The following is a 16,237-nucleotide window of genomic DNA, read 5'->3' on the forward strand; positions in this document are numbered from 1 at the left end:
TCATTAAATATTATCGCAAAATGACAATCTTTAAATCAATCGTGCCGGCGGTACTCACAATTATTCTTCCCGCCACCACCACCGCACAAGAGGTGACCGACACCATCGCTGTACATGAACTCAATGAAGTCGTTGTTAAGGCTCCTAAAGTTATACGCAAGGCGGACATGGATGTGTATTATCCTTCGCAAAGCGCAGTAGAAAATTCACACAACGGCATGCAACTTCTGACCAACCTTATGATTCCCTCCCTGACGGTAACAGACGCACTCGGAACCATAAAAGCCGCAGGGCAGTCGGTGCAAGTACGTATAAACGGGCGTGAGGCATCTGTCGAGCAAGTGAAGTCTCTGCTCCCTTCAACAGTTAAACGCGTCGAGTGGATTGACAATCCCGGGGTGCGTTATAACGGGGCAAGCTATGTACTGAACTTCATCGTAGCTAATCCTACACTCGGAGGCTCTCTGCAAGCAGAAGGACGTCAAGCCATGAATACTGCTTGGGGTGACTACTTCGTTGACGGCAAATTCAACAACGGGCGTTCGCAATTTGAAGTCGGCGCCCTGTTCAAGTTAACCGACAAGGTTAAATCACACAGAGATTATAACGAGACATTCAGATATCCCGACGGCAATTCTCTGACAAGAACAGAATCACCTATCGGAGGCCATGTAGATAACACCTTCGGTCGCTTATGGAGTTCATATAGTTATATAAAGCCCGACACCACAATATGCTATATTGAAGCGAGTGTCGACCCGAAATTTTCCGACAATCTAATGTCAAAAGGCCTCTTATCGCTCAGTGACGGGACTGAAGACATAATACTTACTGAATCAGTCGGCAGCAAGGGCACAACTCCAAAGTTATCGGCGTATCTCGAGCATCATTTATCCAACAAGCAGACAATAGTTGTTGACTTCAACAGCTCTTTTTACTTCGGACGTTCATATTCAACTTATCTCGAGCAAAAAGCTGCCGGCGATCAACAGAGAGAACATCTCACGTCAATCGACACCGAAATCAAAGACCGCAATCAGGCTTATGCCATAGAGGCAAATTATATAAAGCAATGGCGTAATTCGCGCTTGACGGCAGGAGCATCCTATACAGCCAACCGAAACCGTTCGGTATATGAAAATCTTGGAGGCCAGATTTTTCATCAACGACAAGATAAAGCATACTTTTTTACCGAGTATTTCCAACGGGTCAATAAAGTGACACTGACTGCCGGCATCGGAGCCCAATACACCGACTATCTGTTCAAAGAGACCAATCAAGGCAATCATTCATGGAATCTTCGACCACAAGCTACAATATCATACCGCCTTAATCAAGCCCATCAGTTTCGGTTAAGTTTTCAATCATGGCAGTCAACACCTTCGCTTGCCGAGTCAAATGTTACTCCCCAACAGATAGACGGCTTCCAATGGCGTATAGGAAATACGAATTTGAAAACCGCAAGTTCGTATATGCTGACATTACGGTATAATTTCAATATACCGCATGTTGCCGGAACATTCGGAGTTCGCGCCTTTACAAGTCCGGATGCCATCACGCCTTATCTTTACTGGAATGAAAACAAGCTGATCACTTCATATGAAAACAGCCGAGGCTTGCAGAATCTTACATTTTTCTTATCACCGCAAATAGAGATTATTCCCGATTGGTTGATGGCAAGCGGACATATACAGTACCGTATTGAGCGCATGAGAGGAAGCGACTACAGACTTCATAACCGCAATTGGAGCGGCAATGTCAACATCATGCTCGCGCATTGGGGATTTGAACTTGTAGGGCAATACGTACGTGCCCAACACGAACTTTGGGGCGAAAAGATCAGTTGGGGCGAAAATCTATCAATCGTACAGTTATCCTACAATTGGAAGAATTGGCAGTTCGGTGCCGGTGTGATCATGCCATTCGGCAAATATGACCAAGGGTCAAAAATGCTTAGCAAATGGAATACAAACGAACAGCACACGCGTCTTGACATGAGAATGCCTTACGTAAGCATCAGCTACAATATCCAGTGGGGGCGACAAAAACGCGGAGCGCAAAAACTCATAAACGCGGATGCCAATGTGAATACATCTACGGCAGGCGGCAGATAACTTGCAGTTGGCCTGACCGTATACGTACTCTCGCTAAAAGTAGCTGAATTTTACGTCAGCTCCTGATATATTTATTATCTTTGCAGTGCGGATAGGTTGGCGGTCGGTTTTCATCCGACGGTCATTAAAAGGGAACGGGGTGAGAATCCCCGACAGTCCCGCTGCTGTAAGCTCCTGCAATATAATTGCCGGCAATCTCCGCCACTGGATATTTATATCCGGGAAGGCGTCGGTAATTGGAGTAAGTCAGAAGACCTGCCTTTCCGCAGGGTGACACCATTGTGTTCGTGGGATAACGCAGTCACTGCCTCCTTTTCATTTCCCACTTCTTTTTTCACGCTTGTGAAAGCGTGCCATAGTCTGATTAAAGGCTTGTAGCACTGAACAAGCCTATGGTTTAAGAAAAATGAAGCGTTCCGGGCTAAGTGATTAGGCCGGAACGCACTTTATATACAGTATATAATAGCCAGTTATCAGCGGCCGGTAGAGCGTATCTTATCGCGCAGATAGCCATTGAACTCCGAAGCACTCAAAAGCTCCTCGACGGTAAGGTGCATACGATAACGCCAGTAATGACGCGGATTGGCCGGTATGTTGATCAGCTCGTCATGAGGATTCTCACGACGCAGGATGCCGTTTATCGACAACCAGTCCTGAAGCGGGAATATGGCCAACATAGAGGGTGACTGAAGATTGAGCGTGATTATCTTGTCGCACACCCACGGTTCGGCATAACGGGGCGCCGCGCCGCTTTCATGAAGCATATTGTTGTAATAATGCTGGGTAACGTCGCGATTCTCCTCCCACCACTGACGTATGCCTCCCATGTCATGGGTCGAAGTCGTACATACCGACAGATAAGGATAGGTCCACGTATTGCCGAATTCTGCGGCCGGGTCCTTGGGCATACGCTGTATCTCAAGCGACAGCATCTGCAGCTCGCTCATGACGGCAGGCACACAATCGGGTATCATACCGAGGTCCTCGGCACATGTGAGCATAGTTGTCGAGTCAATAAGCGGAGGCAACTTCCACATAGCCTTGCCATACCAGAAATCATTATGACGGTGATAGTAAAAATCGTTGTACAGACGGTTGAAACACCAGCGCTCGTAGTCAGTCAACGAACGGTATATGTAAGTGAACTGAGCCGAGATACGCGGATGATATTTACCCTTTTCATACGGGTCCTCGATAAAGAGCACCTCATCAACGAGCCCCATAAGCGCTTTACAGAGCCTGTCATTTTTATCACACTTCTCCTCACCGGCAAAGTAGTCGACTATCTTGCGCTGGGTGTCAAACTCAGGACGCAACTTAAACCGACCGTAGCCAACGCTTATAAGGAACCGCCGTTTAGCCTCATCAGTAAACTCACCGAAGAAGTCGTAAAGGAAATAGTCCATAATAAAAGGCGTAGTCTGCAGATCGATATCAAGCCAGAAATCATAATTATTACGCAGTTCGTCGGGAGTATATGGCAAAGCCGGATTAAATATGCCGAGCAGCCCGTGCACAGCATCCATAGGTATCTGCCATATACGGAAGAAACCGAGCACATGGTCTATACGGTAAGCATCAAAGTATTCCGACATCTTGCGGAAGCGGGCTTTCCACCACGCAAATCCGTCCTTGCTCATCTCCTCCCAATTGTAGGTCGGCAATCCCCAGTTTTGGCCCAGTACAGAGAAGTCATCGGGCGGAGCACCTGCCTGACAGTCAAGATTAAATAAACGCGGATTTATCCACGCATCAGCCGAGTCACGCGATATGCCGATAGGTATATCGCCCTTGAAAGCCACACCATGCTCACCGGCATAGCGATGTACTTCACGCATCTGCTTGTCAAGATGGTATTGTATATAGTACACATAGTCTATGTCGGTACGGTTGTCCTCTACAAACCGTTCGATCTTATCAGCGTCATAGACAGCATATTCACCCCACCGGTCAAACTGCGCCGTACCGTTTTTGTCACGCAACAGACAGAAAGCCGCATAAGGCTTCAGCCACGACTCGTTGTTGTTGACAAACTCCTTAAACTCAAGAGTACCGAGTGTCTTGGCACCCTCCTGCTTGAAAATTTCGCGGGTAAACTCGTTTTTGGCATTGTTTACACGCTCGTAATCGACTGCCGGCAGAGCATTAAGTTCCTTTGCAAGGTCGTCGAAATAGCGCTGGCGCCCTTCATCGTCAAGACGTCCGAGTTCGCTAAGACGAAGAAACATAGGATGAAGCGCAAACGTAGAATTGGCCTTGTACGGATACGAATCTGTCCATGTATGAGTCATCGTGGTGTCGTTGATGGGAAGTATCTGAAGAAACTTCTGTCCGGTAGCTACAGCCCAGTCCACCATCAGCTTCAGGTCATAGAAGTCGCCGACACCGAAGTCGTCATTGGACCTAACCGAGAATACAGGGATAGCAACACCGGCTCCACGCCATGAGGGACGCGAATTATTAAGTCTTAATCCGCTTATCACTAAAGCCGAGCTCTTATGCTCCGGTATTATGTTCATGAGTCGATTGTCGCCGTTCTCCCATGACAGAAGCTGCAGAGTATCCTTTTTCAGAATTACAAATTTATATCTGAAAGGCAGATCAAGCTCCCTAAAATCAATATTGACACTCCACTGCGGGAAGTTACAGTCATTCATCACCACCGCATGTGAAGGATCCCACTCGCCAAGTGCCATATTGTCACCGCATATGGCAAGCACCTCGTCAGATCCTACCATCGGAGCATCTACATTTATGGTCAATGTACCGCCATGTATCGACAATGGCGCGTCACGATGATCGCGGCGGTTAATACAATCAACAAACACCGACGAATAGTAAGGCTTGTCATAAGGCTGTTCCTGCCACCGGTCATAGATTTCAAATGTATTTACATCATATCCCGGAACAAAACGATGAGCGCAGCCCCATTCATGGCGCACATACCCGTTATCATGACGTACCAAGTAACGGTAGTCAAAGGCGGGAGTACCTTCGGGCACATCGACCGACAAAGTCCACAAACCCACTCCGTCGAGTTCCATTTTGACGGCACTACCCTCGTCACCGCCACCCAGCTGCGGGATAGAGGCCACGATATATACCGACTCGCCCCAATTGGTACGATAGTCAATATTGAAGTTCAGCTTCATGTTTATTTGGTATTAATTTTTAAAAATCGCTATATATAATAATCGTATCACAGTGCTGTAAAGTTACTTATTTTTACAAAAAAAACGGCCGTTTTCGTATTTTTTTTATCGAAACGGCCGTTTTTCACTATTTAACGTCTATTATCCGCATTTTGAAGTGCCGCATGAAGTACATATCAGACATCCTTCCTGATAGATAAGAGTCTCGTTGCCGCAGTTGGGACATTTCTGTCCGTTGGCTTTTGTACCGTTAGGCAGATACTTCTTCAACGCACGCTCGACACCCATCTTCCATGTATTGATCGACTGGCTGTCAAGTTCAAGTCCGCTGACAAGTTTCAGCACCTGATCGATCGGCATTCCGTAGCGCAATACCCCCGAAATCAGTTTGGCATAATTCCAATATTCAGGATTGAACTTGTCGGATAGTCCCTCGATAGTAGTCTTGTAGCCGCGTTTGTTTATAAACTGGAAGTCATAGCGCTTGTAGCCATGCTCGTCTATAGCCTTTATAATCTTTCCGTGAGTTACACTCTTCGGACAGAATATGCCGTCTTCATCATCGGCAAGTCCGGTAAATATCTCATAAGGCTGTCCGTCGACAAGACCGACAAACGCAATCCATTTCTCCTTATTGTTCTGAAAACGCACCACGTCGGCTTCAAGTTCTATAGGACGCTTGAGCACATGGGCTTCAGAAATCTTCACCTCGTCGGCAGGAGCCTTTTTCTCCAGCGATACAAGAACACCCGAGCGTGAGCCGTCGCGGTACACGGTACAGCCCTTGCATCCTGACTTCCATGCCTCCACATATAACCGGTTGACAAGCTCTTCGGACACATCGGACGGCAGATTGATCGTGACTGATATCGAGTGATCCACCCACTTCTGCACACGGCCCTGCATCTTGACCTTTTCCAACCAGTCAATGTCGTTGGACGTAGCCTTGAAATAAGGTGACCGGGCTATCAGTTCATCAAGTTCCTCCTGTGTGTAACGTTCTTTTCTCTCTATACCGCATATATCCATCCAAGTCACAAACTTAGGATGATACACGACATACTCCTCAAAGGCGTCGCCCGTATCATCTACATAGTCAACTCTCACATCGGGGTCATTGGGATTAACCTTGCGGCGGCGTTTGTAGACCGGAAGAAACACCGGTTCTATGCCTGAAGTAGTACGGGTCATAAGGCTCGTGGTACCGGTAGGAGCTATGGTAAGACACGCGATATTGCGACGACCGTATTTGACCATGTCGTCATACAACTGCGGATCGGCCTCCTTTATACGGTTTATATATGGATTGGCAACCTCACGCTTGGCATCAAATATGTCAAAGGCACCGCGCTCACGCGCCATCTCTACCGACGAGCGGTAAGCAGCCAATGCAAGTGTCCTGTGTACCTTTTCTGAAAAATCGGTAGCTTCAGGCGTACCATAACGCAGCCCGAGAGCGGCAAGCATGTCGCCCTCCGCTGTAGTGCCTACTCCGGTACGGCGTCCTTTGAGTGTCTTGGCTTTTATCTTTTCCCACAGATGACACTCAGTGCGTTTCACTTCAGGCAGCTCGGGGTCTTCATCCACTTTAGCTATGATGGTGTCGATCTTCTCCATTTCAAGATCTATTATGTCGTCCATCATGCGCTGAGCCTTCATGACATGCTCGCGGAAAAGTTCAAAATCAAAATATGCCTCGGGAGTGAACGGCTTCTTTACGTAGCTATACAGATTGATAGCCAGCAACCGGCAACTGTCGTAAGGACACAGAGGTATCTCTCCGCAAGGATTGGTGGAAATAGTACGGAAGCCGAGATCGGCATAGCAGTCGGGTACCGACTCGCGTGTCACGGTGTCCCAGAACAGGACGCCGGGCTCGGCCGACTTCCACGCATTATGTACAATCTTGCCCCATAAAGCGGAGGCATCTATCTCCTTTTTCACAATGGGCTCGCTATCACCGGTCACCGGATAAGTCTGCATATACGGACGGCCTTCGGTGGCGGCTTTCATGAATTCGTCGTCAATGCGTACCGACACATTGGCGCCGGTCACTTTACCCTCGGTCATCTTTGCGTCGATAAACGACTCGCTGTCGGGATGCTTTATGCTTACGGTCATCATGAGCGCTCCGCGGCGACCATCCTGAGCCACTTCACGAGTGGAGTTGGAGTAGCGTTCCATAAAAGGCACAAGACCAGTCGAGGTCAATGCCGAGTTTTTCACCGGCGTACCCTTGGGTCTGATATGGCTGAGGTCATGCCCCACTCCGCCACGACGCTTCATGAGCTGCACCTGTTCTTCGTCTATTTTCATTATGCCTCCGTAAGAATCAGGATTACCGTCAAGTCCGATGACAAAACAATTGCTCAACGAACCCACCTGATAATCATTTCCAATACCTGACATAGGGCTGCCCTGCGGCACAATATACCTGAACCCTCTCATGAGTTCGAACACTTCCTCCTCACTCATCGGCGAAGGATAACGGCTCTCAATACGTGCTATTTCACGGGCTATGCGGTGATGCATGTCATCGGGAGTCTTTTCAAAAAGATTTCCGAATGAATCTTTAAGGGCGTACTTGGTCACCCATACCCTCGCAGCCAACTCGTCACCGTCAAAATAGTGCAACGAAGCCTCCTGCGCCTCGTCGTAAGTGTAAGTTTTAGTTTCCACGAAAAACAATGATTTAATTACTTATGCAAATCTACATACTGTTGTCCAAATAAACAACATCATGCAGTTTTAAGTTATCAACAATTTTTGTTTTGGGAAACTTTCCGGTCCAGCACAACAACAATAACAATTGACCAACAGAGCATTACCAATACATACCGGTAAACTTCACGCCAATAGGCCACATACAATGTTGTCACAGAACGACATCAGATCAAGTCATGCAACAATGTTTTTTAACCGCATTTTGGAATTTACGCAATATTGTCGTATTTTCGTATTCGATAAACAATATATATTCTATGGACATAGACCGATATTTCTCAACAAGGCGCACAGTACGCCGATATACTGCGCAGGAAGTTGACAACGATCTGCTGACCCGACTTATTGACGAAGCCACCCACGCTCCCAATACCGGAAACATGCAATTGTACTCCGTTATTGTGACCCGCTCTGACGAGGGAAAACGCGCGCTGGCTCCGCTACACTTCAACCAGCCGTCCGTGACCGGATGCAGTGTGCTGCTCACATTCTGCATAGACATAAACCGCTTCAACCGCTGGTGCGAAATAAACCGGGCCGACTGCGGCTTCAACAACATGCAGATGCTGATGGCCGCCACCATCGACACAACACTGTTCGCTCAGCAGTTCAATACCTTGGCCGAAATGCACGGACTCGGCTGCTGCTACCTCGGCACAACAGCCTACAATGCCCCAAAGATAGCCGAAGTTCTGCATCTTCCTGACGGAGTAGTGCCCCTAACCGCCCTTACCGTAGGATACCCCGACGGAGAAGCTCCCTTATCGGACAGACTGCCGGCAGAGGGCATAATACACAACGAACTGTATCATGACTACACCGATGCCGACATAAACCGGCTTTACGCCCACAAGGAAGCTCTTGAAGAGAGCTCGCGTTTCATAGCCGAAAATTCAAAAGAGACACTCGCTCAAGTATATGCCGAAGTAAGGTATCCGCGTGCGACCAACGTACTGTTTTCCGATACGCTCAACGAGTACCTCGACAAAACATTTTTCAAATAAAACCGCACCGGATAAAAAAATAACGGTCCGCTGAAATTCAGCAGACCGTTATTTTTTAGCTGTAAGACGATTATTCGGCTGTTTCCGGATCCATTATAAATACACAGTAATTGTTCTGCTTCATAAACTCTTTCATGTAGGTTTTCACGTCATCCTCAGTGATAGCGTTGATTTCATCCACGGCATTGGTAAATGTATTTACCGGCAGGATGCAGTATCCTTCCATGGCACCTTCCCATGCGGTATTTTTCTTCAGGTTGGCGGTAGCGTCCTTTATCATGAACTCCTTGACCTTGGCAAGCTCCTCGGCAGAAATATTGGAGGTCATGTCCTCAAACTGACCGGCAATAATCTCAAGCACCTTATCCTTCATCTCCGGTTTCATCGGGAATGCCGATTGTATTATGGCATTGTAACCGTTATCACCGATACGCGACATCACTCCGCTGGCGCTTATCGAGTATACCGCACCTTCATCCTCTCGTACAATCTTAATAAGACGGGCCGAAAGTATCTGACCTGCTATAGACGTCAGCTTCTGGTTCTTTGACGAATAAGGCATCTCGGCAAGCGCAAGAACAGCAGCATAAGTCTGCGGAGTATCCATTTTCTGAGTCACCTGTTCGGTGGCCGAACCGGTTTTCAGACCGAGACCGGCAGTCGTTATCTTGGCAGCGGGAACAGCCTTTCCGGGTATCGAGGCGATGTACTGCTCTACCAGCGGCTTGAGAGTCTCGACATCGACGTTGCCCACAAAGTAGAAGGTGTATTCACCGGCATTGGCAAGCTGCGATTTTACAATCTCAAGTATATTGTCGCGGTTGGCATTCTTGATCGTATTCACATCCACGGCATAATGGCGCGGTGAATTCTGAAGCGCCTCCTGCAGACGCTTGGAGAACTGGAACTGCGGACTAGCCTCCTGATTCTGGAAATATCCCACATACAGATTCTGCGTTGCCTCAAATTCCGCAGGGTCAAGATTGAAGCCTGTGAACGTCATGTAAATAAGCTCCATCAGAGTAGGTATATCCTTGGGAACGGCTCTTCCCGAGAGCGAACGGTCATAGTCTGACAGATCCACGTTTACCGATGCCTGCTTTCCGGCCATGTACTTCTGAAGGTCGGCCGAAGTATAAGTACCGAGCCCTGTCGAGGTCAATGCCACCGGCAAGTAACGGAGATCAAGATCATAGTCGCTGCCATAGCAGGATGTACCACCCTTCGCTACAGCTCCGAATATCACCTCGTCATCCTTGAAGTCAGTATGTTTTACAACGACTCTGGCGCCGTTGGAGAGAGTCCACACTATAGCACCGAACTCTTTGTCATCAGCGGTGCTCACGATTTTGCCGGGCTTGGGCAGCTCGGCGATGAGCGGCTCGCTCTTTACTTCATCCACATAAGCCTCGATATTCTCGGCAGCCACCCTTTTCATGGCATCGGCAAGCTGCGCCTCTGTAGGTATGACAAACTCGCCGTTGTCAGGCAACATGGCAAGTACCACGACATTGCTGTCAGGCATAAGTTGTGTCATAGCCATGTTAAGAGCCTCAACCGGTACCTGATTGGCAAGCATGCTCATTATCTGATACTCGTTTTCTATGCCGGGTATAGGCTCGTTGTCAATAAAATTGCGCACATAGCCCATCACCAGCGAAGTGGATGTAGCCGAATTGCGGTTCTTGTATCTGTTTTCAAGTTGTGACAGGTATTCGCTGCGTGCACGTCCGTATTCCGAGGCTGTAAAACCGCCTCTTTGGGCGCGGAGACCCTCGCGGTATATGGCCTCAAAAGTAGGCATAAGGTCATTGCCCTTAGGTATACCGAACAGATTAAACGAATCCTTGGTCTTGGCGAGCAGATCACCGTCATTGGCCGACGCGATAGCAAACGGAGCGTCAGGCTTTGACATCATGTCATTGAAGCGCGCACGGAGCATGCTCTCGATCATGTCCATGGCATAAAGCTCGACAAGATAGTCAAGATTACCCTTCAGAGAGTCGGGACGCACATCGCTGCGGAACATTATCTGCACTATAGCACGGTCCTGCTCCTTATCCTTGCCGACAGCAAAGATAGGCTCCTTGTTGTCGCCGACGGGATAATACTTGCGTTCTTTAGGATTTTCAGGCATCTTGATGTCAGAGAATATCTCCTTTATCTTAGCCTCAATGCGGTCAACATCTATATCACCGACCACGATTATACCCTGCTGATCGGGACGATACCATGTCTCATAATAATCACGAAGCGCCTGATATGGGAAATTATCAATCACCTCCAACGTGCCTATCGGCATACGATACGCATACTTACTGCCGGGATACATAACAGGCAGAAGGGTCTCAAGTATGCGCTGCTGGCCCACATTGCTGCTACGCCACTCTTCATGAATGACTGCACGCTCTTTGTCGATCTCCTCCGGGTCAAGCAGCAGTCCGTCGGCCCAGTCATGAAGTATAAGCAGACACGAATCCTGAACTGACTCGCGGGCGGTAGGTACCTCACATATATTATATACTGTCTCGTCGACAGAGGTATAGGCGTTGAGGTTGCGGCCGAATTTCACGCCCACGGTCTCAAGCCACGACACAATGTCGTTGCCCGGGAAGTTATTGGTGCCGTTGAAGCACATGTGTTCAAGGAAGTGAGCGAGTCCGCGCTGATTGTCTTCTTCAAGAATTGACCCTACTTTCTGTGCGATGTAATAGTCGGCCTGATCCTTTGGATACTCATTGTGACGGATGTAATACGTCAGGCCGTTGTCAAGACGCCCTATCCTCACATTGGGATCGACCGGAATCGGGGGCATCTGCTGCGCCTTAGCGGGCGCAGACGCCGCTGCCATCAGAACGAAAAGCAGCAGCATTCGATTAAAATACTTTCTCATTGTTAATATGACTATGATTCTTACGTATAGTTTTTGACTATACGGGCACAAATTTAATAAAACTTTTCAAAAATAGCCACATTGCATAAAAGTAATGCTCTTTCTCTTAAAAAGATATTTTATCAGAAAAGCGAGAGCTGCACGGGCACAGACGGCGTGGGCGACATGATAAACGAACGGTTCTGGCTCCACCCCTGACTACGGTTGCGCATGTGCAGAGTCACAAGGCCTATGCAGCCCGATGTGGCACGGCGCACATGGCTGATTATATCGCTGAACGAAGCAAGGCCGCTGAACTTGAATGTCGCTATCTGACGTCCGCGCTGCATGAGCGTAGCATAAATAACGTCGGTTGTATTGATTGTACCCATCTCTGTTTGCCTAAAATTTACATGGCAAATGTAGCACCGCACATGGGCCACAATCAGGCACACCCACGTTAAACAATCCTAAACAGAGACATAGGATCAATGATTTGACGTCTATACAATAAATATAAAAAGCGGACGCCGTCAGGGGCATCCGCTTGGACTATAAACAGGCTGGAACAAGCCTTTATATCATCCTTTTATCATGGCTTCGAGCTTGGAGAGGTCATCACGCAAAGCAGTCTCCATAGAGAGCCGCTCCTCGATATTACGGCATGCATGCAGCACAGTGGCGTGGCTGCGCGACAGACGCGTACCTATAGCCGTCACCGGCATCTTTGCATCGCGCCGCGCAAGAAACATCACCATCTGACGAGCATCAGAAATCTCGCGTTTACGGCATTTAGCAAATATAGCATCCTGATCGATATGATAGTAATCACTCACACACTGCGTTATAATTTCGAAGTTTACAGGCTTCTTGTGGACCTTCACGGCATTGCCGAGTACGGTACGGGCCAGATCTATGGTGACCTTGCAGTTCAGTATAGTTGCATGGGCCAGAAGCGACACCATTATACCCTCAAGTTCACGAATGCTGTCAGTGACATTGGCAGCTATATACTCAAGCACATCGTCAGCAATGTCAAGACCGTCCTGTGCGGCCTTGCGTGCGAGCACCTCACGCCGCAGGTCTATATCGGGTTTTTCAAGTTCGACAGTCATACCCGACTTAAATCTTGACAGCAGACGTTCGTGCATATCTTTCATATCGGCCGGAGCGCAATCGCTTGACATTATTATCTGTCGCTGATTGTGATGCAGATGGTTGAATATATGGAAGAATGCATTCTGGGTCTTGGGTTTGTGCATCAGATCCTGAATATCATCAATAATCAGTACATCGATCGACTGATAGAAATTGATGAATTCGTTAACCCTGCTCGGGGTGGCTGTAGAAGCCGCCGTGTATTGATTTTCAAAAAGACGTGCCGACAAATAAAGCACACGCGCCGATTCGTCGCGCTCCTTTATGCCGATGCCTATAGCCTGTATCAGATGGGTCTTTCCCACCCCTGTGGGCCCGAATACAAACATGGGATTAAACGTCTTGCACTTTGGATCGGAAGCAATGGCCATGCCTATCGAACGAGCTATCTTATTAGAGGGACTCGCACAATAGTTCTCAAAAGTATTTTTAGGGTTAAGACGAGAATCAAACTCCTCAACTACATCGGTCACGAAAGGATTGCCAACATGGGGTTTTACCGCCACACTGGGTTTGGCACTGTTGATGGTTACCGACGACTGCGGGTCGGCACCTACCTGATTATATAAATATTCAAGCTTTACGTCTTTGCCGTAAACATGGCGCAACGCAAAGAAAAACAATCGGGCATAGCGCTCCTCGAGCTGCTCGACAAAGAAGAATGTAGGCACTTTAAGCCGGAGTTTCGTACCATCGAAACTCAAAGATGTAATCGGCTTAAACCATGCATCGAATTGAGCGGCCGGGAGATTGTCCTGTATCTTTTTCAGACACCTCTCCCATAGCTCTTGTTGAGGTTCGTTCATGAAGTCTGTAAATTAGGCATTGCTTTGTAGATGCAAATTTCCCCAACTTTTTTCTGAAAAACAATGCGAAAAATATTTGGATTTTATAATCATTCTACAACCCATCTGTCTTTCAGCCGATTATGGACACGCTAACTTTCAGGCCCTAAAAGTCAGGCTAAATTTTGCCACCACCCTGTATATCAGCAAATTAGAGCAAACCATCGACATTGCCTCATTATTCCTGCATTTTCTGTGAAACCCTTGTATCAGTCAGATATGCGGCATACGTAAGGTGTGGAACAAATAGCGGAGGAAGTTATCAACTATTTAGAATTAATCTAAATAGCGTAAAATAGGCATCAAAATATCTTTATCGGCGGAACGTAGCGCTTGGGATTCTTCTGGAAGTCGCCTAATATAGAGTCGATACCGAGTGTGATACTGTCTATGCGGTCGTAGAGTACACGGTCGTTAAGCAGCATGCCGAGAGTATTGTCAGTCCTTGTAAGCTGACCGGTGACCTCATTGACGTTTGAAGTTATGGAATTGACATTGTCCATCGTCTCCTTCAGCGGCAACCGCTTAAGGTCTTCCGATACCACGGCAAGATCACGCGTTATAGAATCAAGATTAGACGCCACTCCGCCGACTGTCGACATCGTGCCGGGCATGGTGGCGAGTGTGCGGTTAAGATATGCCGTAGAGGCCTGAAGACTCGCGGTTATGGCATCAAGACGCTTAACCGACCTGATAAGGGCCGAGTCGCTTACAAGGGCATTGACCGATGTCAGCAACGAATCTACTTTAGGCAGTATGGACGTGGCAGCCGGCTTGAGTGCATCGGTAAGTCCGTCAATCATCGACGGCTCGGTAACTCCTATAAGTTTATCGCCGACGTCATGATGATCGGTAGCCGATGAAAATTTCAGAACCACGGTCGATGTGCCGAGGATGTCATTGCTGATCACAGCCTCACTTCCGGCCGGCACTCTTAGTTTATGGTCAAGGGCAAGCTCCACCATGACATGTCCGGGATTGTCGTACTCGTACGTGATGTCTCTTACTTGCCCTACCTTGAAGCCGTTCAGAGTGACGGGGGCGGAAACGGAAAGCCCGTTTACATCAGTATACGATACATAATAATAATTCGAGGCCTTGAATACATTGATTCCTTTAAGATAATCGATACCGAAAAAAAGCACCAAAGCCGCTATCAGTACCGAAAGTCCTATTATCATTTCTTTGGAATATCGTTTCATAATTATATTCTGTAGTTAAAGTATTTTATGTCATTTTACACGCTTCCCGTCGCGCATGGTTATCACAAACGCTTCACGGTGCTTGGACCGTACTTTTTTGAGCTCACGAAGAGCCTCATCCATCGAAGTATAGTCACCTACCGTATATTTATACAATCCACCGTCATAATAGTTGTCGACATTGTTCAATCCCTTGAATTGCGACGACCCTGACTTCAGCTTCACATCCGAAGCCAGTATCTGTATTCTGTACCGCAATTCTCCGTCATTGCAGGCAATATCATCCGTCATGTCGTCATCCTCATCATCGGAGTCGTCATCGGTAAATAGCGGAGCATCACCCCCACTGACCGGTCTTCCGCCCGAACTATGGTCATAAGCCGTCTTATATGATGTAAAAGCATTATATATGGCTTTGGCAAATTTAGTCTGCCCCTTTTCAGACCCTAAAAACCGCTCCGACACCGGATTGCATATAAAATCCAGTTCTACTAGCACGGCAGGCATTCCAGTTTTGGCAAGCACCCAGAAACCCGCTTGTCTGACTCCGTTGTCATGACGGCCGGCCGTCGACACCATCTCGGACTGGACCTTGCTTGCGAAGTCAATGCTCTGGTCCATGTGCTTGTTCTGGCTAAGTTCAAATATTATATAGGATTCCGTCGAATTAGGGTCAAAGCCCTGATATGTGGCCGTAAAATCATCCTCAAGCATCATCACGGCATTTTCACGCTTGGCCACATCAAGATTCTCGGCACTTCGATGAAGGCCCAGCGTGTATGTGGCGGTACCTTTTATTTTACGGCGGTTTTTGTTTCTCTTGTCTACCGAATTGGTATGTATCGACACAAACAGATCTCCCGAGGCTTTATTGGCAATCTCGGCCCGTTGCTGAAGCGTCTTGAAATAATCACCGTCGCGGGTATATACCACCTTTACATCTTTATGGTGCTGCTTGACAAGACGGCCAAATTTAAGGGCAACGCTGAGATTTATCGATTTCTCATTGGTCTTGTCGCCGACGGCTCCGTAATCATGTCCTCCATGACCGGCATCAATAACCAAGACAAAATCCTTTGCCTCCGCACCGGTATACTGACATGTTAAAGCCGCAAAAATGAATAAGATTTGGAACAATCGGCCCATATTTTATTTAATATAGTGCA

Annotated in this window: 9 protein-coding genes and 1 riboswitch; of the genes, 2 read left to right on the forward strand and 7 right to left on the reverse strand. The window is 47.8% G+C overall.

The features are described from left to right. Positions 1-20 precede the first annotated feature (20 nt). Positions 21-2,114, forward strand: coding sequence for a porin family protein (locus FW767_RS03950; protein WP_121698881.1), 2,094 nt, complete (start codon positions 21-23; stop codon positions 2,112-2,114). Between the two features lie 76 nt (positions 2,115-2,190). Then, positions 2,191-2,391: riboswitch (cobalamin riboswitch) on the forward strand. A gap of 196 nt (positions 2,392-2,587) precedes the next feature. On the opposite strand, the gene FW767_RS03955 is transcribed toward FW767_RS03950, so the two are convergent. Together FW767_RS03955 and FW767_RS03960 are read right to left on the reverse strand one after the other, a co-directional pair. Continuing rightward, entirely contained in the window at positions 2,588-5,266 is a 2,679-nt protein-coding gene (locus FW767_RS03955; protein ID WP_121698880.1) for a 4-alpha-glucanotransferase, read from the reverse strand. 141 nt (positions 5,267-5,407) lie between these two features. After that, complete coding sequence (locus FW767_RS03960) at positions 5,408-7,945, reverse strand: adenosylcobalamin-dependent ribonucleoside-diphosphate reductase (RefSeq protein WP_121698879.1); 2,538 nt, start codon at positions 7,943-7,945, stop codon at positions 5,408-5,410. A gap of 302 nt (positions 7,946-8,247) precedes the next feature. Here FW767_RS03960 and FW767_RS03965 point away from each other — a divergent pair, with 302 nt between their 5' ends. After that, entirely contained in the window at positions 8,248-8,994 is a 747-nt protein-coding gene (locus FW767_RS03965) for a nitroreductase family protein (protein WP_121698878.1), read from the forward strand. A 70-nt stretch (positions 8,995-9,064) separates the two neighbouring features. Here the strand turns inward: FW767_RS03965 and FW767_RS03970 are convergent, their stop codons facing one another. The 5 genes from FW767_RS03970 to FW767_RS03990 form a co-directional block, all read right to left on the reverse strand. Next, positions 9,065-11,887, reverse strand: coding sequence for a M16 family metallopeptidase (locus FW767_RS03970; RefSeq protein ID WP_150980358.1), 2,823 nt, complete (start codon positions 11,885-11,887; stop codon positions 9,065-9,067). 122 nt (positions 11,888-12,009) lie between these two features. Continuing rightward, positions 12,010-12,258 carry a hypothetical protein gene (locus tag FW767_RS03975; protein ID WP_121698876.1) on the reverse strand — a complete coding sequence of 83 codons (249 nt, stop codon included), beginning with the start codon at positions 12,256-12,258 and terminating at the stop codon, positions 12,010-12,012. 189 nt (positions 12,259-12,447) lie between these two features. Continuing rightward, complete coding sequence (gene dnaA / locus FW767_RS03980; RefSeq protein WP_121698875.1) at positions 12,448-13,830, reverse strand: chromosomal replication initiator protein DnaA; 1,383 nt, start codon at positions 13,828-13,830, stop codon at positions 12,448-12,450. Positions 13,831-14,171: 341 nt separating this feature from the next. Then, a complete protein-coding gene (locus tag FW767_RS03985) occupies positions 14,172-15,071 on the reverse strand; it encodes an MlaD family protein (RefSeq protein ID WP_121698874.1) in 900 nt (299 codons plus the stop codon). A gap of 30 nt (positions 15,072-15,101) precedes the next feature. Further along, on the reverse strand, positions 15,102-16,217 hold the full coding sequence (locus FW767_RS03990) for an N-acetylmuramoyl-L-alanine amidase (protein WP_121698873.1): 1,116 nt from the start codon (positions 16,215-16,217) through the stop codon (positions 15,102-15,104). Positions 16,218-16,237: the final 20 nt, after the last annotated feature.

Source organism: Heminiphilus faecis (assembly GCF_008728965.1).
GTDB classification, from domain to species: domain Bacteria; phylum Bacteroidota; class Bacteroidia; order Bacteroidales; family Muribaculaceae; genus Muribaculum; species Muribaculum faecis.

What these genes read in the sequence shown, in the direction of transcription:
- FW767_RS03950 (WP_121698881.1), top strand. Translation starts at nt 21, where the DNA reads ATGACAATCTTTAAATCAATCGTGCCGGCGGTACTCACAATTATTCTT.
- FW767_RS03955 (WP_121698880.1), bottom strand. Translation starts at nt 5,266, where the DNA reads ATGAAGCTGAACTTCAATATTGACTATCGTACCAATTGGGGCGAGTCG.
- FW767_RS03965 (WP_121698878.1), top strand. Translation starts at nt 8,248, where the DNA reads ATGGACATAGACCGATATTTCTCAACAAGGCGCACAGTACGCCGATAT.
- FW767_RS03970 (WP_150980358.1), bottom strand. Translation starts at nt 11,887, where the DNA reads ATGAGAAAGTATTTTAATCGAATGCTGCTGCTTTTCGTTCTGATGGCA.
- FW767_RS03975 (WP_121698876.1), bottom strand. Translation starts at nt 12,258, where the DNA reads ATGGGTACAATCAATACAACCGACGTTATTTATGCTACGCTCATGCAG.
- dnaA (WP_121698875.1), bottom strand. Translation starts at nt 13,830, where the DNA reads ATGAACGAACCTCAACAAGAGCTATGGGAGAGGTGTCTGAAAAAGATA.
- FW767_RS03985 (WP_121698874.1), bottom strand. Translation starts at nt 15,071, where the DNA reads ATGAAACGATATTCCAAAGAAATGATAATAGGACTTTCGGTACTGATA.
- FW767_RS03990 (WP_121698873.1), bottom strand. Translation starts at nt 16,217, where the DNA reads ATGGGCCGATTGTTCCAAATCTTATTCATTTTTGCGGCTTTAACATGT.